The sequence below is a fragment of the Kaistella pullorum genome (assembly GCF_014837035.1).
Classification (GTDB): Bacteria; Bacteroidota; Bacteroidia; order Flavobacteriales; family Weeksellaceae; genus Kaistella; species Kaistella rhinocerotis.
Genome location: NZ_JACSPS010000001.1, coordinates 546,812 through 570,383, shown reverse-complemented (window position 1 = coordinate 570,383; position 23,572 = coordinate 546,812). Strand labels below are relative to the sequence as shown.

22 protein-coding genes are annotated in these 23,572 nt (G+C 42.6%); 5 read left to right on the top strand and 17 right to left on the bottom strand.

What is annotated here, in order from left to right; translation table 11 throughout:
• Nucleotides 1-8: 8 nt before the first annotated feature.
• From tsaB to H9628_RS02670, 7 genes are read right to left on the bottom strand one after another with little or no spacing between them, the layout of a single operon-like run.
• Nucleotides 9-689 carry a tRNA (adenosine(37)-N6)-threonylcarbamoyltransferase complex dimerization subunit type 1 TsaB gene (gene tsaB / locus H9628_RS02700; RefSeq protein WP_251832574.1) on the bottom strand — a complete coding sequence of 227 codons (681 nt, stop codon included), beginning with the start codon at nt 687-689 and terminating at the stop codon, nt 9-11.
• 11 nt (nt 690-700) lie between these two features.
• On the bottom strand, nt 701-1,459 hold the full coding sequence (locus tag H9628_RS02695; RefSeq protein ID WP_251832573.1) for an SDR family NAD(P)-dependent oxidoreductase: 759 nt from the start codon (nt 1,457-1,459) through the stop codon (nt 701-703).
• A 15-nt stretch (nt 1,460-1,474) separates the two neighbouring features.
• Nucleotides 1,475-1,846 carry a YraN family protein gene (locus H9628_RS02690; protein WP_251832572.1) on the bottom strand — a complete coding sequence of 124 codons (372 nt, stop codon included), beginning with the start codon at nt 1,844-1,846 and terminating at the stop codon, nt 1,475-1,477.
• Nucleotides 1,847-1,865: 19 nt separating this feature from the next.
• Entirely contained in the window at nt 1,866-2,795 is a 930-nt protein-coding gene (locus H9628_RS02685) for a S66 peptidase family protein (RefSeq protein WP_251832571.1), read from the bottom strand.
• Nucleotides 2,795-3,475: a LysE family translocator gene (locus H9628_RS02680; RefSeq protein ID WP_251832570.1), complete on the bottom strand. Its 681-nt coding sequence runs from the start codon at nt 3,473-3,475 to the stop codon at nt 2,795-2,797. The genes H9628_RS02685 and H9628_RS02680 overlap by 1 nt, the downstream gene beginning before the upstream one ends.
• A gap of 47 nt (nt 3,476-3,522) precedes the next feature.
• Nucleotides 3,523-5,679: a ribonuclease R gene (rnr, locus tag H9628_RS02675; RefSeq protein WP_251832569.1), complete on the bottom strand. Its 2,157-nt coding sequence runs from the start codon at nt 5,677-5,679 to the stop codon at nt 3,523-3,525.
• A gap of 21 nt (nt 5,680-5,700) precedes the next feature.
• A complete protein-coding gene (locus H9628_RS02670) occupies nt 5,701-6,129 on the bottom strand; it encodes an RpiB/LacA/LacB family sugar-phosphate isomerase (protein ID WP_251832568.1) in 429 nt (142 codons plus the stop codon).
• A gap of 690 nt (nt 6,130-6,819) precedes the next feature.
• On the opposite strand from H9628_RS02670, the gene H9628_RS02665 reads away from it, so the two are divergent.
• A complete protein-coding gene (locus H9628_RS02665; RefSeq protein WP_251832567.1) occupies nt 6,820-8,010 on the top strand; it encodes a phosphoglycerate kinase in 1,191 nt (396 codons plus the stop codon).
• A gap of 114 nt (nt 8,011-8,124) precedes the next feature.
• Here H9628_RS02665 and H9628_RS02660 read toward each other — a convergent pair whose 3' ends face one another.
• Genes H9628_RS02660 through H9628_RS02635 form a run of 6 tightly spaced genes read right to left on the bottom strand, consistent with a single transcriptional unit; the run spans nt 8,125 to nt 16,534 of the window.
• Nucleotides 8,125-8,958 carry a class I SAM-dependent methyltransferase gene (locus H9628_RS02660; RefSeq protein WP_251832566.1) on the bottom strand — a complete coding sequence of 278 codons (834 nt, stop codon included), beginning with the start codon at nt 8,956-8,958 and terminating at the stop codon, nt 8,125-8,127.
• Nucleotides 8,959-9,004: 46 nt separating this feature from the next.
• Nucleotides 9,005-10,867, bottom strand: a complete 1,863-nt coding sequence (gene mnmG / locus H9628_RS02655) for a tRNA uridine-5-carboxymethylaminomethyl(34) synthesis enzyme MnmG (protein ID WP_251832565.1) — start codon at nt 10,865-10,867, stop codon at nt 9,005-9,007.
• A gap of 57 nt (nt 10,868-10,924) precedes the next feature.
• Nucleotides 10,925-11,344, bottom strand: coding sequence for an rRNA maturation RNase YbeY (gene ybeY, locus H9628_RS02650; RefSeq protein ID WP_251832564.1), 420 nt, complete (start codon nt 11,342-11,344; stop codon nt 10,925-10,927).
• 4 nt (nt 11,345-11,348) lie between these two features.
• Nucleotides 11,349-13,511 carry a patatin-like phospholipase family protein gene (locus H9628_RS02645; protein ID WP_251832563.1) on the bottom strand — a complete coding sequence of 721 codons (2,163 nt, stop codon included), beginning with the start codon at nt 13,509-13,511 and terminating at the stop codon, nt 11,349-11,351.
• The gene (locus H9628_RS02640) at nt 13,512-15,950 is read right to left on the bottom strand and encodes a bifunctional UDP-N-acetylmuramoyl-tripeptide:D-alanyl-D-alanine ligase/alanine racemase (protein WP_251832562.1); all 2,439 of its coding nucleotides are present in this window, start codon (nt 15,948-15,950) and stop codon (nt 13,512-13,514) included.
• A complete protein-coding gene (locus tag H9628_RS02635; protein ID WP_251832561.1) occupies nt 15,947-16,534 on the bottom strand; it encodes a thymidine kinase in 588 nt (195 codons plus the stop codon). The genes H9628_RS02640 and H9628_RS02635 overlap by 4 nt, the downstream gene beginning before the upstream one ends.
• A 58-nt stretch (nt 16,535-16,592) precedes the next feature.
• Here H9628_RS02635 and H9628_RS02630 point away from each other — a divergent pair, with 58 nt between their 5' ends.
• From H9628_RS02630 to fabG, 4 genes are read left to right on the top strand one after another with little or no spacing between them, the layout of a single operon-like run.
• Entirely contained in the window at nt 16,593-17,546 is a 954-nt protein-coding gene (locus H9628_RS02630; protein ID WP_251832560.1) for a hypothetical protein, read from the top strand.
• A 19-nt stretch (nt 17,547-17,565) separates the two neighbouring features.
• Nucleotides 17,566-18,942 (top strand): UDP-N-acetylmuramate--L-alanine ligase, encoded by a 1,377-nt coding sequence (locus H9628_RS02625; RefSeq protein ID WP_251832559.1) that lies wholly within the window; start codon nt 17,566-17,568, stop codon nt 18,940-18,942.
• The gene (gene rsmI, locus H9628_RS02620) at nt 18,943-19,668 is read left to right on the top strand and encodes a 16S rRNA (cytidine(1402)-2'-O)-methyltransferase (RefSeq protein ID WP_251832558.1); all 726 of its coding nucleotides are present in this window, start codon (nt 18,943-18,945) and stop codon (nt 19,666-19,668) included. It abuts the gene before it with no gap.
• 6 nt (nt 19,669-19,674) lie between these two features.
• Complete coding sequence (fabG, locus tag H9628_RS02615) at nt 19,675-20,418, top strand: 3-oxoacyl-[acyl-carrier-protein] reductase (protein ID WP_251832557.1); 744 nt, start codon at nt 19,675-19,677, stop codon at nt 20,416-20,418.
• Nucleotides 20,419-20,606: 188 nt separating this feature from the next.
• Here fabG and H9628_RS02610 read toward each other — a convergent pair whose 3' ends face one another.
• From H9628_RS02610 to surE, 4 genes are read right to left on the bottom strand one after another with little or no spacing between them, the layout of a single operon-like run.
• On the bottom strand, nt 20,607-21,059 hold the full coding sequence (locus tag H9628_RS02610) for a GNAT family N-acetyltransferase (RefSeq protein ID WP_262891779.1): 453 nt from the start codon (nt 21,057-21,059) through the stop codon (nt 20,607-20,609).
• Nucleotides 21,060-21,081: 22 nt separating this feature from the next.
• Nucleotides 21,082-22,122, bottom strand: a complete 1,041-nt coding sequence (locus H9628_RS02605; RefSeq protein ID WP_251832556.1) for a GMP reductase — start codon at nt 22,120-22,122, stop codon at nt 21,082-21,084.
• Between the two features lie 15 nt (nt 22,123-22,137).
• Entirely contained in the window at nt 22,138-22,698 is a 561-nt protein-coding gene (locus H9628_RS02600; protein ID WP_251832555.1) for an HD domain-containing protein, read from the bottom strand.
• Between the two features lie 16 nt (nt 22,699-22,714).
• On the bottom strand, nt 22,715-23,482 hold the full coding sequence (gene surE / locus H9628_RS02595; protein WP_251832554.1) for a 5'/3'-nucleotidase SurE: 768 nt from the start codon (nt 23,480-23,482) through the stop codon (nt 22,715-22,717).
• Nucleotides 23,483-23,572 lie beyond the last annotated feature (90 nt).

The following is a 23,572-nucleotide window of genomic DNA, read 5'->3' as shown; positions in this document are numbered from 1 at the left end:
AACCGAAGTTAATCTTCGGTTTTTTTCTTTTTCACGCCCTGAAATTCTTTGAGGTAGAAGGGTTCAAAATAGGCGACGTCTTCAAACTGCTGCACATTGAATTTTTGCACTGCACTTTTAATCAAATACTTTGCGGATGGATAAACAGAAGCATTATACACCGCATCAGGCAAATTCAAAATCTCCTGTGCTTTTGCAGCGCCGTCACCTACAAAAATCACTTTTTTATGTGAGTAGTCTGCAAATGAGTCGCCGTCCAGAATCTTTGCTTCGGTTTGGGTGACAGGCTCACCCGTTTTACCGTCAAAAACAGCGGTATAAACCTCCATTCGGCGTGCATCTATCATCGGTATGATAAAATCTGAATTTTGGTCTAAAAAAGGCTCTATCATAGTCTCCAATGAATTGATGGCAATCAAAGGAATATTTAAACCAAAACAGAAACCTTTAGCAGCCGAAACACCGATCCTCAAACCTGTGTAAGAGCCAGGTCCCATACCAACCGAGACGGCATCAAGGTCTTTCAATTCAATCTCAGCGCCCTCAAGCGCCCATTTTACAAAGGTGTGGAGATTTTCGGACTGTTTATAGTTTTCGCTGGTCTCTTCGCACAGACAAAGCAGTTTTTCACCATCTGAAATAGCAACAGAACAGTTTTTTGACGAAGTTTCAATGTGCAGGATTTTCATTGAATAAAAATTTAGTTTTCTAAAGATTTATAAACAGTTCGCGGCTCACTTTGGGCACTTGGGTAAATGGTAAGGTCTGAAATGGCCACGTGTGAAGGTGCATTGACACAATATGAAATAGCATCGGCGATATCTTTCGCTTCCAGCGCTTTGTATCCGGTGTAAACGGATTTTGCACGGTCTTCGTCGCCCTTAAACCTTACTTTAGAAAAATCCGTTTCTACAAGTCCGGGTTGGATGTTGGTGACTTTAATTCCAAATTCTGTAAGTTCAAGCCTTAAACCTTCCGAAATAACGTCCACCGCACGTTTGGAAGCGCAATACACCACACCGTTGACATAAGTTTGTCGTGCAGCAACCGAAGAAATATTCACGATATGACCCGATTTCCGCTGCTTCATTCCGGGAATGATCAGTTTCGAAACGTAGAGAATGCCTTTGACGTTACCGTCCATCATCGCATCCCAATCCTCAATGGATCCGTTTTCCACCGTATCCAGGCCGTGCGCATTGCCGGCATTATTGACGAGGACATCGATGTTCTTCCACTCACCAGGTAAAGAATTCAGCGCGGTCTCAATCTGGTTGAATTCTCGCTGGTCAAAAACTAAACTAATAACTTCGATTTGTTTTGAAAGTTCGTCTTTCAACTTGTCTAAAACTGCACTTCTGCGGCCACACACAATGAGCCGGAAACCCTGTGTTGCAAAGAGTTCTGCAGTAGCTTTTCCGATTCCAGAGGTAGCGCCGGTGATCAAGGCTGTTTTCATTTAAATTTTAATTTTTTAATTAGCATCAAAGCTTTGAAATGCATCTTCAATATGTTCAAGCTGTAAAACACCGTCACTATCGGGCAAAACCGTTATGATATCAAATCTGACCTCGGTGTTTAAATTATTTTCCTGCATGAAAAAATCGGCACACAGCACGATGGACTTTATTTTTTTCTTCGTTACCGCTTCCTGGGGTTCTATTACGGTGTTATAACTTCGTGCTTTCACTTCCACAACCACCGTAAGGCCGTTAAATGCTGCGATGATATCAATTTCAGCTTTCTGGTACCGAAAGTTTCTGGCGAGGATATTATAATGCTTTTTTTGCAGGTATTCGGTAGCCACATTTTCCGCCAAAGTTCCGAAATCATTATGCTCAGCCATCGTATTTAAGATTTAATGCTCAAAATTCAAGTGTGCATTCATCGCCCACGTTCATCTGCACATTTGCGCCGATAATGAGCGGGCGGTTGTCAAAAATATGCCCGTTGGGAAAACCAAACATCACCGGAAAATCGTAATTTGAAATACGTTCAGCAATAAGCTGATAGGCAAATGCATCAAAACTGCTGTTGTATTCGGGGTTTTTAGCCTCGTCTTCCATGAGTGTCATTCCACCCAGGATCAGTCCGCTGATGTGCTTAAAGACGCCTGACAGCTCGAGTGCCATCAGCATCCTGTCAAGCGCATAAAATTTTTCGCCAATTTCTTCAATAAAAAGCACCGCATCTTTGAAAACGAAAGAGTAGGGCGTAGCGAGAAGCGCGTAGATAAGGGCCAGATTTCCGCCAATCATATGTCCGGAAGCAGCACCATTTCGATTCAGGCTATGACGATTTACTGCATATATCGGCACGCTGCCTTGCATTATATTTAAAGTCAGACCATAACCTTCTGTGCAGACTCCAAAATCAGCAGTTTTCAGTGTTTGCCCGTGAATACTGGCAAAACCATGTCGGTAAAGATAACTTTGAATTACCGTATTATCGGAGTAGCCGACAAACCATTTTGGAGATTTTTTAAAACCTTCAAGATTAATTCCGGGAACCAAATGCTGGCAACCGTAACCGCCACGTGAAGTCCAGACCGCAGAAATTTCGGGATCATTCAGCGCCCAGTTCAGGTCTGAAAGTCTTGCCTCTTCGGTGCCGGAATAGGAGTATCCATGCACATGAGAACCGTACAGATGTTTGCCCAAAACGGCTTCGTAACCATTTGATTCTAAGATAGCCAATCCTTTTTCAAGTTGCTCAGGCAATACAGAGCCGGCGGGAGAAATGACCGCAATCTTATCGCCTTTTTTAAGGCTTGGGGGAAAAATCTTACTTTGCATCAGCGATGGATTTTCTTTTCTGTCCGTTCGGCTTCTTCGAGTTTTTTATCGAATTGATTAAACTTCTTGAAACTTTGCATAAATATAAATACACTGAATATCAGCAATATAAAACCAACTACATTCCTGATCCGTGTTGCGAGTCTATCCGTGAGTTTATAATGAAACTGCTTGGCGAGATATATTTTAATAAAATCGATGAACAAATAAGTTGCAACTACGAGTGCCATATAAAGCAGAAATTCATCCAGATCCGGATAAGCATTGCGCACAGAAATTACGGTCACCAGCCAGAAAAGTACTACGCCGATATTCAAAATATTAAAGAAAAAACCATTAAGAAAAGTCCTGAAATAGTTTTGACTGATGAGCTTTTCTTCACCCGGTAGATGCATTTTTGTCTTCGAAACCATCATGTAAATGGCGTAAACCAGAATAATTAGCGCAGTAATCCTATAAAATCCCGGATGTTTATCGATAAGCTGCACCAAATCACCACTTGCGAAAAAGGCTGCTGCGATGCAGAGAATATCCGCAGCTATGACACCCAAATCCAATGCAATAGCGTGGCGCGGACCACGACAAAAACTGGTTTCGATAAGTAGAAAAAAAATCGGACCGATGAATACCAAACTTAGCATGATGCCCAGTCCAACGGCCGATAAAATAAGTTCTATCATAAGTTAATTATGCTGCAGAACTGAGTCTAAAAACGCCTCAGATCCTGCTAATCATTAATGATCTTGAAATCAAGCTGTTTCTGGATAAGGTTTGCCTTCATCACCCTGATTCGTACTTGGTCGCCAAGCTGGTATTGGTTTCCTGTTCTGGCACCCTGTACGAGGTGATTTTTGGAGTCGTAGGAATAAGAATCGTCCATCAGATCGCGCAGTTTGATGAGTCCTTCAGCACCGTTTTCAGGAATCTGCACCCAGAAGCCAAAGTCTGCCACACCCGAAATCACACCCTGGAAATCCTGTCCAACATGCTTTTCCATAAATTTCACCTGCATGAACTTGATAGAATCGCGCTCTGCATCAGCAGCCAGGCGTTCCATCGCACTGCAATGTTTACTTTTTTCCTCATAATCATTCTTATTCGGAGATTTTCCGCCATCTAGGTAATGCTGCAAGAGCCTGTGCGCAATAAGATCGGGATATCGGCGAATCGGGGATGTGAAATGCGAATAGTAATCGAAGCCAAGACCGTAATGACCGATCGGATTGGTAGAGTAGACCGCTTTACTCATCGATCTCATCGCGAGCGTCTCGATCATATTCTCCTCGCCTTTACCTTTCACATCGTGTAAGAGCTGGTTGAGCGAATCCGCAACTTTCTTGGAATTTGCAAGGTCCATTTTATAACCAAAGGTAGAGACGAAATCCCGCAAAGCCTCAAGTTTTGTAGGATCGGGATCATCGTGAATCCTGTAAATAAATGTATTTCCGGTTGGTTCACCCCGTCTGTTAAGTGATATGAATTCAGAAACTTTGCGGTTGGCAAGCAGCATAAATTCTTCAATAAGATGATTTGAATCTTTGCTTACTTTAAAATAAACCCCGATTGGTTCGCTGTTTTCATCAAGATTAAAGCGTACTTCACTGCGATCAAAAGTAATGGCACCGTTCCGGATGCGTTCTCTTCTCAGAATTTTCGCGAGTCTGTCCAGCGTAAGAATTTCCTCCGACAGGTCACCTTCGCCGCTCTCAATTCTTTCCTGCGCTTCTTCGTAAGAAAAACGACGGTCTGAATGAATTACCGTGCGGCCAAACCACTGATTGACCAAATCTGCATTCTCATCCATTTCAAAAACGGCTGAAAATGTAAATTTATCCTCATTCGGTCGAAGTGAACAAACGTCATTACTCAAAACTTCTGGAAGCATAGGTACCACACGGTCAACCAGATAGACTGAAGTTGCGCGGTCATAAGCTTCATCATCTAGCAGGGTTCCGGGGCGCACATAATGTGACACATCTGCGATGTGAACACCGATTTCGTAATTGCCGTTGTCAAGTTTTTGGATAGAAAGTGCATCATCAAAATCCTTCGCATCCTTTGGATCGATCGTGAAGGTGCAGATATTGCGCATATCACGGCGCTTTGCTACCTCAGAATCATTAATGGAACGGTCAATCTTCTCTGCTTCGTTTTCCACATCCTCCGGGAAAGAGTAGGGAAGTCCGTATTCTGCGAGGATAGAGTGGATCTCAGTTTCGTGCTCACCCGGAGCGCCTAATACTTTAACGATCTCACCTTCCGGATTTTTCTCGCCGGCGCGCCACTCAACCATCTTCACGACCACTTTGTCGCCGTCTGAGGCACCGCCAATTTTTCCTTTTGGTACAAAAATATCCGTATTGATCGTCTTTTTGTCGCATACAACGAAGCCAAAATCCTTATGATTGATCAGTTGAAAAGTTCCGACAAACTCCTCACGGTTTCTTTTAAGCACCTCGAGTACCGAGCCTTCAAGTTTTTTTCCTTTAAAATGGTAAGTTACTACCAGTACTTCATCGCCCTGCAGCGCATCTTTCACGTTTTTTGAGTGGATGAAGATGTCATCTTCAAGTTCCGGAACATTTACGTAAGCGTTGCCTGCCTGATTGAAGTCTATAATTCCGGTTACGGTACCTTCAATATTGAGATTAAGGATGTATTTTCCTTTTTCTGATTCTTTTATCTGCTGCTCTGCCAGCAATTTGTGCAAAGCTTGGATAACAAGCTCGCGCTGGCGCGGGTTTCGGTAGTCTATTCCGTCAGCAATCTGCTTATAGTTATAGACTTTGCCGGACTGGCGGTTCATAAAACGGAGTATGAGCCTGCCTATTTCCTGCAGTTTATGGTTGTTTTTATGAGAAACAAATTTGCTTTTTTTAGCCATAGTTTAATTTTAAATTGTTGATTAGCACGGGATCTTGTTGACCCTCAGCTGATGTCTTCCACCTTCAAAAGGGGTAGCGAGAAATTTCTCGATGATCTCTATCGCCAGTTCGGCAGCGATGAAACGTGCGGGAATCGCGATCATATTTGCATCGTTATGTTTCCGCGCAAGTTCTGCAAGTTCGGGCATCCAGCATAGCGCACAACGGACGTTCCGGTGTTTGTTTGCAGCTATTTGCACGCCGTTTCCGCTTCCGCAGATTAAAATTCCGAGTTCGTTGCTTCCATTCTCGACGGAATCTGCGCTTGGGTGCACGAAATCGGGATAGTCTACAGAATCTTCGGAATGTGTGCCGAAATCTTCAAATTCAATCCGACCGCTGAAGTGTTGTTTGATGATTTCCTTATAACGGTAGCCGGCGTGATCTGCGGCAATGCTAATCTTTTTCATTCGTTTATCTTCTGAATTCTTACAAATTTAAGATTTAATAAATAAAAAAGTGCGGTAAAACCGCCTCTGTGTATTATATCTATGTTTTGTAATTTGCATTAAACCGCGTGAGCGATGGAAGCGGCTACCCCGCAGGCACGCCCGGTGAGGGCGCGCCGAGGAGTAGTAGCGGACAGCGCGGCCCGGCGCCGGCAAAAGCGGCTGTGGGGACACGCCCTACATGATTGGGGAATAAATGCTAATTGCATCTTAAAAAATGTTAATAAGTGTTTAAAAGAATCTCTTTGCGAATCCATTTTTATTTCCTAATGCACAAAAAATGTGATGACGCCGAAAATCTTTACGGGAAAGTTCGCGTGAGTTTGACCGGTGGTTTTCCATAGTGATGAACTGAACAAAACACTTGACGGAAAGATATCAACAAATGAGGATAAGTATATTAATTACCTGATTAACAGCATGCTTAAAATGTGAATAAATGCGGTACTAAAACCGATCCCATGTGGTGAAATAAATACGGAAATATTATCCCCAAAACCGTGCGCTACAACAACACCTGTCATTTATTTTTATTAATTAAAAAAGAATTTGTTGGGAAAGTAGGAGAGTGGGGTCTTGTGGAAATTCGGTTTGAAAATAGTTTCCGTTGCGGCGAATAAATGTTAAATTTGTGATATCCAAAAAACGAATATGAAGACAATCAACGATTATAATTTTAAAGATAAAAAGGCACTGGTTCGCGTGGATTTCAACGTTCCGCAAAGTGCCGACCTGAAGGTGACGGATAACACGAGAATTGAGGCGGTGAAGCCCACGATCGATAAGATCCTGGCGGACGGTGGTTCTGTGATCCTGATGACGCATCTCGGCAGGCCGAAAGGGAAGGTGTCTGAAGAGTTTTCACTTAAAAATATAGTTGATGAGATCAGTTCGGTTTTGGGACACGAAGTAAAATTTTGCCCCGACTGCATCGGAGACGATGCCACAAACATGACCGGGAGCCAAAAGCCAGGTGAGATTTTGCTGCTGGAAAACCTCAGATTCTATAATGAGGAGGAAGCCGGCGACGTGGATTTTGCAGAGAAACTTTCAAAATATGCAGATGCGTATGTGAATGATGCTTTCGGTACAGCGCACAGAGAACATGCATCAACAGCTGTAATTGCGCAGTTTTTTCCAGAAACTAAATTCTTCGGTTTATTAATGGCTAAAGAGCTTGAAGCGGTGGAAAAAGTGTTAGGTAAGGGCGAAAAGCCTGTGACTGCAATACTTGGAGGCAGCAAAGTTTCGACTAAAATTACGATTATTGAGAATATTCTTCCGGCTGTTGATAACCTAATCATCGGTGGTGGAATGGCGTTCACATTTATCCGTGCGTTGGGTGGAAACATCGGAGATTCCCTGCTTGAGGAAGATAAAATGAGCCTTGCACTTGAAATTTTAGGTAAAGCTGAAGCGATGAACGTGAAAGTTTACTTACCGACGGACTCAATAATTGCTGATGAGTTCAGTAATGAGGCGCAGCGCAATGAAGTTGATATTTATGATATTCCGGACGGTTGGATGGGTATGGACGTTGGACCCAGAACCCGGGATCTATATCATGATGTCCTGATGAATTCGCGTACGATATTGTGGAATGGGCCAATTGGTGTTTTTGAAATGCCAAATTTTGCTGCCGGAACTGTTGCATTAGGTGACAGTATTGCGAAAGCGACAAGTTTGGGTGCGTTCTCGCTTGTAGGCGGCGGCGACAGTGTAGCATTTGTGAAACAGTTTGGCTATGATGATAAGGTGAGCTATGTTTCTACCGGAGGTGGGGCGATGCTTGAAAGTTTGGAAGGAAAAGAGCTTCCCGGCGTGAAAGCGATAAATTCATAAATAACGAATTAAACTAAAAAAGCCTGAAAATTATTTTTCAGGTTTTTTTTGTTTGTAAGGTTTGTTCAGTAAAATTTTGGCTATCATAGCAGAAAATCGACTCGCAGAAATCTATCAAAAATCGATTTTCTCATTTTTTCTGATCACATATATCAGGCTGGAAAATTCGCCCGTTTTTATGGCTTTAAAATTAGAAATAGCTCCGTAAATGAAGCCTGAAAGCCAAAAAATTGGATTTTTCTTATATTTTTCGCTTAGCATTGAAATGTAGAACGCATCGAAGAGGAGGGGTCGCGTATATTTCAAATTCCATTTTTTATTTTTCATGAGACGCTCCATCCCCGATTTTGAAAAATGGTAGATATGTCGTGGAACATCATAAGCGGCCCAATACTCGCCATATTTTTTAGCATCGTAAGAAGTGTGGTTTGGTACTGCGATAACGAGTAATCCGTTCGGCTTAAGTTTTTGCGCTATCAGATTCAAAATTTCGTCCTGATTCGGGATATGCTCAAGTACGTGCCACATTGTGACAGCATCCAGCGATTCATTCTCCAATTGCGCAATATTGTCAATTATTGTGGTTGACGAGAATTTTTTAGCTGCGAAATTACGTGCATCGGCATTAGGTTCATAGCCGAATGTGGTGAAATCAGATTCAATGAATTTTAAAAATTCTCCTGCGCCACAGCCATAATCTAATACTTTAGCCTTGTTAAACAGCTCCTTTGCAAGCAGATTTCTTTTGAAATTAAGATTCAGTTGTTGAACCTTTTTATAAATGAATTCTTTAATGCCACCTTTATCCTGATGGTGAGAAATATATTCCTGCGACTCATAATATTTTTCAAGGTCAGCAGGAATAGGATTTGTTTTAAGAATACCGGGTGTATCGGTAGGTTCTATGTCGAAATATTCCTGTGCGAGGAAATGGTCTTTAACTTTCATTAAATCTTTATGAAATCGGTTAATGTTTCACGTGAAACATTTGGCTTTACTTATTTAAATATATCAGCAGCACATTCATATCTGATGGAGATACACCACTAATTCTGCTTGCCTGCGCAATTGTTTTTGGCCGAATTTTATTCAGTTTCTGACGGGATTCTGACGATAGTGAATTGATTTTTGAATAATCGAAATCTTCAGGGATCCGAATGGTCTCAAGTTTCAGCATCTTTGCCACGCTCTCACGTTCTTTGTCGATGTAGCCGCGGTATTTTATATTAATCTCTGCCTGTTCACGAACTTCGTCAGTATATTGAGATGTGTGCTCTCCTAAATCGTCGATTTTGTCGAGCATTTTCAGCGTCATATTTGGACGGGTGAGTATCTGGGCAGCACGATATGCCTGATCAACCGGCGCTGAATCTATCTCCTGTAAAATAGGATTAATTATAGCAGGTTTTAGTGAGGTTTCTTTCAACAAATTTTCGAGCTCGGTGCTTTTAGCAATTTTTTCTTCAACTTTTTGAAGTCGTTCCTGTGAAGCTAGACCAATATTAAATCCTTTTTCTGTAAGCCTAATATCCGCATTATCCTGGCGGAGTAATAATCGATATTCAGCTCTCGAAGTGAACATTCGATAGGGTTCTTCGGTACCTTTGGTAATCAGGTCGTCAATCAGAACGCCGATGTATGCTTCATCTCGATTCAATACGAAGTCCTCCTTTCCATGCACTTTGTTGTGTGCATTGATGCCTGCCATCAAACCTTGTCCAGCAGCTTCTTCATAACCTGTAGTACCGTTTATTTGACCCGCAAAGTACAGGTTATCAATAAGTTTCGTTTCTAAGGTATGATGGAGTTGGGTAGGAGGGAAGTAGTCGTATTCTATTGCGTAACCTGGACGGAAGACTTTCACATTCTCAAATCCAGGAATGTGGCGCATCGCCTTAATCTGGACATCTTCAGGCAACGAAGAAGAAAATCCATTCACGTAAATTTCGACTGTCCGCCAACCTTCGGGTTCTACAAATAATTGATGCCGTGTTCGCTCAGCAAAACGGTTTACCTTGTCTTCTATACTCGGACAGTATCGCGGTCCGATACTTTGGATGGTGCCATTAAACATCGGGCTTCGATCAAAACCTTCTCGTAAGATCTCGTGTACAGTTTCATTGGTGTACACAATGTGACAGCTTAGTTGTTTTGTAAGCGGCGGCGTATCCGTAAATGAGAATTTTTGGGGGTTTTCGTCACCTTTCTGCTCTTCCATTTTCGAATAATCAAGGCTTCGGCCATCTACTCTTGGAGGTGTACCGGTTTTCATCCGGCCTGATTCGAAACCTAGTGAAACCAATTGTTCGGTGATGCCAAATGCGCGTGGTTCGCCCATTCTGCCACCTCCCAGTTGTTTGTCACCAACGTGAATAAGTCCGTTCAGAAATGTTCCGTTGGTCAGTACTACTGCATTTGCGCGGATATTTATACCGAGTGAAGTTACGACGCCACAAACTTTATTGTTTTCAATTATAAGGCTTTTCACCATATCCTGAAAAAAATCAAGATTTGGGGTATTTTCGAGTGCGATTCGCCATTCTTCAGCAAATAACATGCGGTCATTCTGGGTTCTTGGTGACCACATTGCAGGACCTTTAGATAAGTTGAGCATCTTGAACTGAATTGCAGACTTGTCTGCAACTATCCCGGAATAGCCTCCCAGAGCGTCTATTTCACGCACTATTTGCCCTTTAGCGATTCCACCCATAGCAGGATTGCAGGACATTTGACCGATGGTCTGCATGTTCATCGTGATGAGCAAGGTTTTTGAGCCCATATTAGCAGCCGCAGCCGCAGCTTCACTGCCGGCGTGACCTGCACCGACCACAATAACATCGTATATCTGAGATATCATCTTTAGAATTTAGTGTGATGTTTCACGTGAAACATTTAAAATATAATCTTTAAAATTTCAGAAATTTTGGTAAAATAGATTGATATAATGATCTTCCTTTTGCGTCATCAAATCCTGTTCATGATCAAGTTTATCACTATAGCCACAAAGATGCAGAACACCGTGGGCTAAGACCCTTAGCAGCTCACTTTCAAAGTTTGTTTGATGATCATGAGCATTTTCTAAAATTCGGGGCAAAGATACGAAAATATCACCGCTGATGATTTTACCCTTCACGTAGTCGAAAGTGATGATATCAGTATAATAGTCATGCGAAAGATACCGCTGATTAATCTTTAGTAGATATTCATCACTACAGAATATGTAGGTGATTGGCCCGAGCTTTTTTCCTTCACAAATAATTAAATTCTCTAGCCATTCCTCCGCATTAGCCGGTAGCTCAATTTGGTCTACATCTTCAAATATAAATTCAATCATAATATCAGAACCAGTGGCCCAAAATAACATTAAAGGCGCTGGAATTTGTGTTTAAGGATTTGCTGAAATTCAGTTTTAAAGGTCCGAAAGGAGATTTATAACCCAGAGTCAAACCTATGGCGGATCGAGATATATCAAGAATTTCATCTACCACGATTTTGTCAAACTGATTTGCAATATTAAAATCTGCTACTATAAAGTAGTTCTTAAATAGATTCGCCTGGAGCGCGGTGCGGGCAATAAGCAGATTTTTAGAGTGCAGTTCGGCAAACTTACTACCCGGTAAGTGGGTGAAATTAATTACATTTTGCTCAAATATACCACCCGCTCTGTAATGGTAATACTCAGACGTCGAATCTCCTAGCGTAAATCCTCCAAAAACACCAAACCTTACCGTCAACATTGGTTTTACCGGCAGATTTATTTGTGTATCGACTTTACTTTGGAAAGTACGCGAATCTCCGTATGAATTAAATAAATCGAGAAATTTACCTTCGGCGCTTAACACAAATCCGCGGGTAGGGAAGTTTTTGTCATCCTGCGTATCGCTTTTAATGAAAACATAAGGATTCACGAAATTCTGCGGATTTCCAAAAATTGCTTCACCGATGGAGATCAATTCGAAATAATCATGACTAAATCCTCCACCCACAGCAAATCTGTCCCGCCAAACTGACTGTATAAAAACTTCGTTTCGAAACCAATTCCACCTTTGGGCAACATTGTTGTTTACATCCCGCAAATCCAGTTGCATACCCGTCGCATAGACGCCGAATCCGGGTATATAACCATTATCTATGAAGTAATTGAGGTAATAACGTGGTTTATCGCCTACCACCGCGTCGAGTGATACCGTAGAGTTGCGGAAGAGCAGGCGTTTGGCGGTGACATTTAGAAGTAATCCTGTTTTAAAAACTTCGTCATAATGCAATCCAAACTTCAGAAAAAACCTCGTATCATCTTCCGTAACGGCCAAATTGAGGATATTTTTATTTTCCTGATGAGAAATGTCGTAGTTGATAAGCGTATAATTATTGGTAGAGTATAGTTTCTCCACCTTTTTATTTATTCCGCCATAGGTTTCCAGCGCGGGAAGTCTGAGATTCATTTTCCCGAGGACGTAGTTTTCAGAAAAAATGTGATTATTCGTAAGATTTAGACTGTCGATTTTATACACATTGGTATAAATGCTGTTAATTGGCGCCCGCAGTATCTTTCGATCGCGTTTGGGCAGAAGCGAGAGCGGCTCAGTATATTTTTTGGCCTCTACAAAACCGGAGTCCAGGATCGACTTCTTAGAGCCGTAACTTGTCGCGGTATATCCCAAAAGGTTGGGTTTAATATTAATATCCGTGTATTGGTACTGATTCTTTGTTTCTTTCTGAATCCCAAAGTCAATCACTTGGTTCAAAATGTCTATCGCACTGCTGAGTTTCTCGCGGCTCGCAAGTCCCTGATTCAAGTCCACACCGATCACAATGTCGATTCCTTTATCCTTCAGTGGTTTACTTGGATAATTAATGGTAAGCGCACCGTCTACATAAAGCGAATCATTTATTTTCACAGGATCGATGAGGGATGGAAAGGCCGAACTGGCCATTACAGCGCTTACGAGATCGCCTTTTTCAAAGATTTTAATCTGGCCGTTCTCCAGATTTGTGGCTACGCACATAAACGGGATTGGGAGCTTGGAAAAATCATCTACTGAGGCCACGTTCTTAAGCAGTTCGCGGAGCAGGTAAATGTTCTTTTGGCCGGTAGAAATGGCTTTAGGTAAAACATTTATTTTCCCGTTTTTTACAGGGAGCGTCAGTATATACTTGTCCACGGATTTATTGAAAAAAGTGCCTTCCTGCCGGCTTTTTTCGTTCGCTAAAACGTCGTAAAAGTCCGTATCAAGTACAATTTTTTCAATTTCCTTGCCGCTATAGCCTGCTGCATACAAGCTTCCAACTACCGCACCCATGCTGGTTCCCGAAATATAGTCGATCCGAACGCCTAGAGAATCAAGTACTTTTAGGACGCCAACATGGGCGAATCCTTTCGCGCCACCGCCTGAAAGCGACAAACCGATCCGTGGTTTCTTTTGCAGCATCATATCACTCCGTACCTGAGACTTTAAAAAAAGGCTCAGCAACAGAAATATTATGATGATAGTTCTTGGCATTTAATCTTTAATATAAATTCTTTTTACGCGTCTTGATACGGATGTCAAAACTTCGTAAGGAATTGTTTGACAGTAATTTGCGAACAATTCAAGACTTGGATTCGAATTGAACAAGGTAACGCTTTCTCCTTCCTGCACATTTGCATTACCGACGTCAACCATCAGCATATCCATGCAAACATTGCCCACAATCGGGTACAAATTGCCGCCTATCCCTACTTTTCCTACGCCATTTCCGATAAGTCGGGGTACGCCATCGGCGTAGCCGACGGGTATCGTAGCAATCCGTGTGTCAACTTCCGGCATATACCGTCGGTTATACCCGACTGACGAACCGGCGCTTACGGTTGATATTTGGGAAATTACGGTTTTAAATGCTACGGCACTTCGCAGTTGTTTCTTAATTTCAGGGTCGGGTGATACTCCGATCATCCCAATTCCAATCCGGACCATATCAAACTGATAATCACTGTATTTCGTGATTCCGGAAGAGTTTAAAATATGTCTTACAGGCATGTAACCAAGTGCAGCAGCCAGTTTTTTGGATACCCCATTAAATGTTTTAATTTGATTTTTTGTGTAAATATCTTCATCAGGGTCGTCAGCTGAGGATAAATGACTGAAAACTGAAGCTACCTTCACCTTCATTTTTGCCAGACGAGCCGCAAGTTCATCAATTTCAACTTCGGTAAATCCGAGACGGTTCATTCCCGTTTCAATTTTTAAATGAATTGGATAATCTTCCTCGGCACCTTTCCGGATAAGATTGGAATAGAAAAGGTCTAACACCCGGAAACTGTAAATTTCAGGCTCAAGGTCAAAATCAATGATGATTTCATAGCTGTGCTGTTCCGGATTCATCACCATTATTGGCGTGGAAATTCCGTTTTTTCTTAGTTCGACACCTTCATCAGCATACGCAACACCCAGATAATCAATATGATGATGTTGCAGGAATTCAGCGATTTCATATCCGCCGAGTCCGTAAGAATAGGCTTTTACCATGGCCATCACTTTAGTTTGTGGCTTCAGGAAAGTTCGGTGGACATTGATATTGTGCAGAATCGCATTCAGGTTTACTTCTAAGACGGTGTCGTGTTTCTGGAGTTCCAGATGGTCTTTAATTTTTTCAATTTCAAATTTTCTCGCACCTTTTAAAAGAATCAAGTTGTTTTCAATCGTGTTTAAGGAGTGACTTTCAATGAGTTGCGTGCTTGAATCGAAGGTTGAAACCTTGGCATTAAATAATTCCTTGAACCTTACAATGTCGTTTCCGATCAGTATGATATGTCCGAAATTCTGTTGGTTGGTAAGTTCGGCGACGTGCTGATAAAGTGTTTCTAAATTTTTGCTTTCAATGAAATCCGTTAAAACCAGCGTTTTTTCGGTCTTATTATATTCATTAATAAATTGAAAAGCAATCTTCAGCGAATCGAGGTCGAGATTATAATAATCATTGATTATCAGGTTATTCCGAAGACCATTCACGCTTTCAAGCCGCATTTCCACGGGCTTCAGCGCGTTGATTTTCTGGATAATTGCGTCCGTTGAATAGTCGAGCAACTTCAGGACAGCCACTATGCAAAGTGCGTTGTTTAAAGTGGCGTCATCACGCTGCTGCGCCGGAAGCAGAAACTCTTCGTCAAAATATTTGATCTTAACTTCAGCTTTATTACCGAATGTCTGGACCGAAATGTCATTATGATTTTTTAAGCCGTACGAAATTAAATTTCTGCCTGAATAAACTGAGTTTATCGCATTGCTAACCAAATGGTTATCACCATTAAAGATAATGGTTTCTGATTGCGAGAATAGTTTGATTTTTTCTGCGATGATTTGCGACTGGCTCTCAAAATTAGACTCGTGCGCAGATCCGATATGCGTGAGGATGCCGATTTTTGGTGAGAAGATATCAACCATCGTTGCCATTTCGCCGGGTTTTGAAACACCAACTTCGAAAATTCCAATTTCATGCTCAGCTTTTGTTTTCAGTAGAGAAAGCGGCAAACCCAACTGCGAATTGAAGCTTTTCGGGCTTTTTACGGTGTTGTACTCAGAATACAGACTTTGATAGAGCCATTCTTTCACTACGGTTTTGCCGTTGCTTCCGGTAACGCCGATAGTTTTAAGATGAAATTTTTGCAAGTGATGCTTGGCTAAAGTCTGAATGAACTTTAAGGAATCATTTACGATAATCCACGTAACGCCATCGATTTCAGAAAGTTTGGTTTGTGAGATGATTATCCCGATTCCTTTTTCTACCGCATGCTGTATATATTTTTCACCGCTGTTTTTGGCGGTGTTGAGTGCTAAAAATGCTGTTCCTGTGGCAGAAAAAATATTGCGGGAGTCAAATGCGATTGCTGTAACCTGCAAATCTGGATTTCCGAAAATTTCCGAATCCGTTATTGCAGCCAGTTCGCCTGTTGTATAGTTCACTTTAGTTTATTTAAAAATTCGTCATTGAAGACCTTGCGGCTTACGGCTTCATAGCTTTCGGTTTCACCCAGCTGCACCAAATCGTTATTTGAAGTCGTGCGCATAGAATGGTTAGCCAAATTTCCGGTCCGGCGGCAGATTGCGTGTACTTTGGTGACATACTCCGCGGTGGCCATCAGATTGGGCATCGGCCCGAAGGGTCTTCCCATAAAATCCATATCCAAACCAGCTATCACAACCCTTATACCGCTATTAGCCAACTGATTAGCTACTTCTACAATGCTTTCATCGAAGAATTGTGCTTCGTCAATCCCAACCACATGACAGTTTGAACCGAGCAGTAAAATCTCGCTGGGGCTTTCTACCGGTGTGCTGCGAATTTTGTTCTGGTTGTGCGAGACCACCTCATCCTCGGCGTAGCGCGTATCTAGTTTTGGCTTAAAGATTTCAACATTTTGGCCTGCCATTTCAGCGCGCCTCAGCCGGCGGATCAATTCCTCGGTTTTCCCTGAAAACATGGAGCCGCAGATAACTTCCATCCAGCCGCTTTGTTTTGCGTGATTTATTGTGTTTTCTAAAAACATTTGTTAATTTAGCCGTGATATAGCGACCTCAAAATTACGCAATTTAATAGATTACATCATGCCGAATTTTCACGATATCCAACACAAAGTGTTTTTCGAAGTGCAGACTATTCTGGATTCGTTATCTAAAATTTCTTCGGCTGACGAGTTGCTCAATAAGCAGGATCTATTCTCAGAACTTTCAGACAGGGTTTCATTTCTTCGGATCCTTGATAAGAACAAAGAATATTATCCTGACGATTTTGCGGACTATAATACTGATAATCTCGACATTAGTGCTCTAAATGTTAATGATGATTTTGCGGCGGAAGTTTCCGCAGATGAAGATGTTTTGGGAGTAGATGGCATTGAAGAAGAGGTTTTGTTTACTACAGAACTGAATGAACTTGACGAAGTGGAAAACACTGAATCAGAGGCCAGCCCTGCCGAACCTGAAATAATGGAGGAAATTCTGACGGAATCCGCTCAGGATGTGGCGTATGAAGAGCGCGTTGCTCAGAAAGAGCATGAGTTCCGGGAAATGGAGGCACGCCGCAGGCAAATTGTAGAAATTAATAAAGAACATACACAGCACACTGTGCCGGACAAAGAGGTAGAATCAGAAAAACCCCAATCTGCCGAACGGAAGTTTAAACTCGCACATATCAAAGGTCTAAAGGCGATGCAGAATCTGTTCGATGATGATCCCCTCGAAAAATTGGCGAACGAAGATCAGGATCGGCCTTCTGAGCCGGGAAGTTTGCTTAAAAGCAACGTGCCAACCGATTTTATGGAAGCGGAAAAGAAAAGACCCGAATTCCGGTTGGATCTAAATGATAAAGTGGCATTTACCAAACTTTTATTTAAAGGTGACGCGGATGAACTTTCCAAAACCATCACAAAACTGAACACTTTCGATAACATCGAAGACGCACGCCAGTATCTCAGCGAACTTTATTACGATAAGGATTGGAAAAAAGCTGATGAATACGCACAGCGACTCTGGAGCCTTGTAGAAAACAAATTTTTGTAAATTTTTATATTAGGCTTGAATGATAAATACAGTCGAAGACTTTAATGAAGTTTTTTTTATTGGTATCGCAGGTGTGGGCATGAGCGCGTTAGCGCAGTATCTGCACGGTATTGGCAAGAATGTATCTGGCAGTGACCGGTATTTTTTGTCAGACGAAGCTAACAAGACACGGTCTCAACTAGAGGCCGAAGGAATTAAATGTTTCGTGCAGGATGGTAGTGGTATTGCGAGCAATACACAGCTCGTTGTAGTCTCCACCGCGATTGAAGATACGGTTCCTGAAGTCTTGAAAGCTAAAAGTTTAGCAGTCCCTATCATCCGGAGAAGCGAGTTACTGTCCATTATTGCTAAAAGCAAAAAAACAGTCGCGGTAGCTGGAACATCCGGTAAATCTACTACGGCCGCAATGCTTTATCATATTCTCGAGAAGGCCAATCTTCAGCCCAGCATCATCTCGGGCGCAGGTCTTACATCTTTAATAAAACAGAATAAAATTGGTAACGCGGCGGTTGGTAGCGGTGACTGGTTAATCATCGAAGCCGATGAAAGTGATGGCTCGATTGTTCAGTACAAACCGGAGATAGGTGTGTTACTCAACATCGATAAAGATCACCAGGAAATAGCAGAACTTCTCGATCTCTTTGGTGTTTTTAAAAATAATACAAATAGCTTATTCATTGTAAATCAATCCAATAGGCAGGCGAAAACGATGTCCACGAACGCAAATTCGGATTTCGGTTTTGAAGCAGAAAATTGCGGTTATTCAGTAGAAAATTTCAAGCAGGACGGTCTCGAACTTTCATTTACCATTAAAGATCAGCCTTTTGGTATGACCTCGCTCGGCAGACACAGTGCTGAAAATGCTGCTGCGGCAGTTGCAGTTGCCCACCAAATCGGTGTTGATTTAGCGGTTTGCGCCGAAAGTCTCCGCACATATGAGGGAATTTACCGCCGGCATCAGGTTTTAGGCCGGAAAAATGGTGTGTGGGTGATCGACGATTACGCTCACAATCCGGCCAAATGCGCTGCTTCAATCCGCGCCTGCCAGCCGTTGGCGGAAAGAGTAATTGCGTGGTTTCAGCCACACGGTTATGGCCCCACGAGATTCCTTAAAGATGATTTTATAGAGGAAATCTCAGCGGTTTTGCGTCCACAGGACGAAATTTGGATGAGCGAAATTTTCTACGCGGGCGGTACAGCAGTGAAGGATATTTCGGCTAATGACCTGATCGAAGGAATTCAGGCCAAAGGCAAAAAAGCGGTTTTTGTGGAGGACCGTGATGAATTGCTTAATCAGATCAGGCCTGAACTTGCCGAAAACAGCGTGCTACTGCTCATGGGTGCGCGTGATCCGGGCCTTGAAACCTTTAGCAAAAACCTTTTCGAAAAGCTGTAGATGACTGGAATACTCTATTTTGTTCCAACTCCGGTCGGAAACCTGGACGACATGACTTTCAGGGCCATAAAAGTGCTGAGAGAGGTAGATTATATCCTGTGTGAGGACACGCGGACATCCGGTGTTCTTTTAAAACACTTCGAGATTTCAAAACCACTTAAATCTTATCATCTGCACAACGAACATCAAATGACAGAGCGGGTAGTCGACGATTTGAAAAACGGCCAGAATATCGCAATCATCACCGATGCCGGAACTCCCGGGATTTCGGATCCCGGATTTTTACTGTCTAAGGCTGGTGCGGACGCCGAAATTGAGATGATATGTTTGCCCGGTGCCACAGCTTTTGTACCTGCGTTGGTAGTTTCAGGCTTGCCGAACAATGAATTTTTGTTCGCCGGCTTTCTTCCGCAGAAAAAAGGTCGGCAAACTAAACTGAAACAGCTGGCTGCAGAGAAAAAAACGGTGGTGCTTTATGAAAGCCCGCACAAAATAAATACGACTTTAGAACAGATCAAAGAATTCTTTGGCCAAGATGCACGCATCAGTCTCAGTCGGGAAATTTCCAAAAAATTTGAGGAAACTAAACGGGGTAGTATCAACGAGTTAATTGATTTCTCTAAAAGCAAAACTTTAAAAGGAGAAATAGTTTTGGTTATCAATAATGCAGACATGGCCAAAGGCTCGGCAGATGAAAAGCCAACATCAACCAACAAATATAAATAACGAGATATGGGATTATTAACAGGAAAAGTAGCCCTCATCACCGGCGCTACACGCGGAATCGGACGCGGCATTGCGGAGGTTTTTGCGAAGGAAGGTGCACACGTTGCATTCACTTACGCTGGCTCAGTAGAAAAGGCTAAAGAATTAGAAGCAGAATTAAGTAAAGTCACGCAAATAAAAGGATATCAGTCCGATGCATCAGATTTTGATGCCGCGCAAAAATTGGTAGATGACGTAATTGCTGAATTTGGAAAAATCGATATCCTGATCAACAATGCAGGGATTACCAAAGATAATTTGCTGATGCGCATGTCCAAAGAAGATTGGGATACGATCATCAAAGTGAACCTTGATTCGGTTTTCAACCTTACAAAAGCGGTTATCAAACCAATGATGAAGGCGCGCGCGGGTTCGATCATCAATATGACCTCGGTTGTGGGCGTAAAAGGGAACGCCGGGCAGGCAAATTATGCGGCTTCAAAAGCGGGCGTTATCGGCTTCACTAAATCAGTGGCGCTGGAATTAGGCTCCAGAAACATCCGTTGCAACGCGATTGCTCCTGGCTTCATTGAAACTGAGATGACCGCAGCTCTTGACGAAAAAACCGTGCAGGGGTGGAGAGAAGGCATTCCATTGAAACGCGGTGGCCAGCCAGAAGATGTGGCTAATGCGTGCGTATTTTTAGGTAGCGAAATGTCATCGTACATTTCGGGCCAGGTATTGAACGTAGATGGCGGAATGCTCACTTAGAGCCCGGAGATTCACGTTTTTTCCGAGAACTCTACCCGCTGTCCGCTGTATCTTTTTCTTTTTGCAAAAGAAAAAGGATGCCGCTTCCATCGGGGGCTAAAAAGAAAAGTTTCTTCTTCTTTCAAAAAAAACTCTCTTCATCATTTGAAGAGAGTTTTTGTAAAATTTAGAACGAGTGTTTGTCGCAATTACTTGTTTTTCAATATTTTATTAAAACAAACCGAAGTCTGCACATCTCTGTACTGTCCGTAATTTTCAATTCGCTCATAGGTCTTTTCATATAGCTTAATAGCTTCCGTTTGCTTGGTTCCGGTCTCAAGAATTACCGAGTCATAACTAAGTTCCGTTGCCCAATTTTCCAGTTCAGTAAGAATCGCGGAAGCATAACCCTTTCCCCGGCTTACCGGTCGCACGAACATCCGTTTGATTTCCGCAGTTTCTTCATCATAACCTTTAAGTGCACCACAACCAACCGGATTTTCATCCTCGAAAAGCACGATACAATGCTGCAGCGCATCTATTTTGTTGAATTGGGCGTAAAAGGTGTGATCATCGCCATCCACGATCGCCAGATATTCATCCAGCAACTTCACCAGTTTTTTAAAGTTTGGATTTTCGGAGGTAGTTCTAAGGATTTTCAAAATTCTCGTGTAAGATTAAATATCAATTTCCGAAAACCTCATTATGCTGCTCCGCCACACGGATAAACGTGGTTCTTTTCGACAGTTCGCGCAGTTCGGACGCCCCTACATAAGTACATGTAGACCGCACACCGCCCAGAATATCTTTTACAGTCTCAGAAACCGGTCCTTTATACGGAACTTTCACGGTTTTTCCTTCCGACGCCCGGTATTCTGCAACGCCACCCGAGTGTTTATCCATCGCGGTTTGCGAACTCATTCCATAAAAAAGCCTGAATTTTTTGCCGTTTTCTTCCACGATATCGCCGCCACTTTCATCATGTCCGGCGAACATTCCGCCCAGCATCACAAAATCGGCACCGCCGCCAAATGCTTTTGCCACATCACCGGGGATTTTACAGCCGCCATCGGAAATAATATGTCCGCCAAGGCCGTGTGCGGCATCTGCACATTCAATAATCGCTGAAAGTTGTGGATATCCCACACCGGTCTTAATCCGTGTTGTGCATACCGATCCCGGCCCAATTCCCACTTTGATTATATCGGCACCGGCAAGAATAAGTTCTTCCACCATTTCGCCGGTAACCACGTTGCCTGCGATAATTGTTTTATCGGGGAAATTGGCCCGGGCCTGCTTTACAAATTCAACAAAATGTTCAGAATAGCCGTTGGCAACATCAATGCACAGAAATTCTATGTGAGGATGCTCCTCCATAATCTGTTTGATCTTTTCCTCATCAGCTTTCCCCGTTCCCGTGCTTAAGGCGATGTATTCGTAAATCGAGTCGGACTGGCTGCTAAGAAAAGTGCTCCATTCGTCCGGCGTATAATGTTTGTGGATGGCAGTGATGATCTTTTCTTTCGCCAGCGCTTCCGCCATTTCGAAAGTTCCGACAGTATCCATATTGGCCGCGATAATCGGCACGCCGCTCCATTTCTTTCCAGAATTGACCAACGTGAAATTTCGTTCTAAACTTACTTGGGATCTCGATTTTAAGGTAGATCTTTTTGGGCGGATCATCACATCCTTAAAACCCAGTTTTATTTCATATTCTATGCGCATCGGTATGATTTAATTTTATCGGTTCCGCTTCACTTTTTTGAGTGCATTTTCGACGGTTTTTTCTGCAATTGCTTTAAGTTCAGCGTCGCCCGATTTCATGTGTTGAAGTATGACCCGGCACTCCGACAGGAAAACGCGCGCGAAATCGGGGTCATGATCTACTATTTCATCAGTGTTATCGAGAATGTCAGCGTATTTTACTGTTTGGGATTCGGGCTGAATTTTTGAAAGCCGTTCAGTTTCCTTGGCTTTCCGCGCGCGGCGGTTCATTTTCGGAAATACCTGCTTGGTGTAAACGTCTGTCAGATCGATTATGTGCTGCAGCGCTTTTTCTGCCGCTTTTTCATCCAGTAAAGTCTTTAAGAAATCACCGATTTCGTCTTCCGTCACAGGTGTGTCTTCCAGAACATCATGAAGCAGAGCGGCAGCGAGTACTGATATGTCGTCTGTATATTTCTGGCAGGTCCGCATCACCCGAACAGGATGTACCATGTAGCGGTCATCACAATATTTCCTGCGCTGCTCACCATGGGCGTTATCGCCAAATTCAATGATTTTTGCGAGAGTATCTTCCATTTTTAAATATAAATATTTAAAATTTCAAGACTTCAGAAAGTTCATTCATGTATTCGTGCGCAGTAAGGTCAAATTTTACCGGGACCACTGAAATATAGCCATCGGCCAAGGCAACTTCATCCGCATCCGGACTTGTATCCATATTATTGAAATATCCCGAAAGCCAGAAGTAAGTCTTCCCATGAGGGTTTACACGCTGATCGAAACTTTCTTCCCATTTTGCGTCGGCCTGTTTGCAAACGCGGATGCCTTTTATTTGCTCCTTTTCGAGCTTTGGAATGTTGACATTCAGCACAATACCTTTAGGCATCGGATTTTCGAGTACTTTTTTTACTATTGACTGAATATGGTCTTTGGCCTGCGTAAAGTCTGCGTCCCACGAGAAGTCGAGCAGTGAAAAACCGATCGCGGGCAAACCTTCTACACCAGCCTCTACCGCTGCAGACATCGTACCTGAATAAATGACATTAATGGAAGAATTCGCGCCATGATTAATACCCGAAACTACAAGATCCGGACGGCGCGGCAATATTTTATCAAGTGCAAATTTCACACAGTCAACGGGTGTTCCGCTCAGGGAAAAGTCGCGTTGTGGACCGTCAAGATTGATTTCTTCAAAAGTAAGTGTAGAGTTGATTGTGATGGCGTGGCCCTTTCCGCTTTGCGGCGAATTTGGCGCAACAACCGTTACATCACCAATCTCATTCATAAATTCTACAAGGTTCCGGATCCCCGGTGCGGTGATTCCGTCATCATTGGTTACCAATATCAATGGTCTGTGCATACAAAGAGTGTTTTGAACAAAATTACTTAAAAATAAAAGGTTCAAATACGAAATAAGGTATTAATTTTGATACTTTGTACCGCCTTGTAA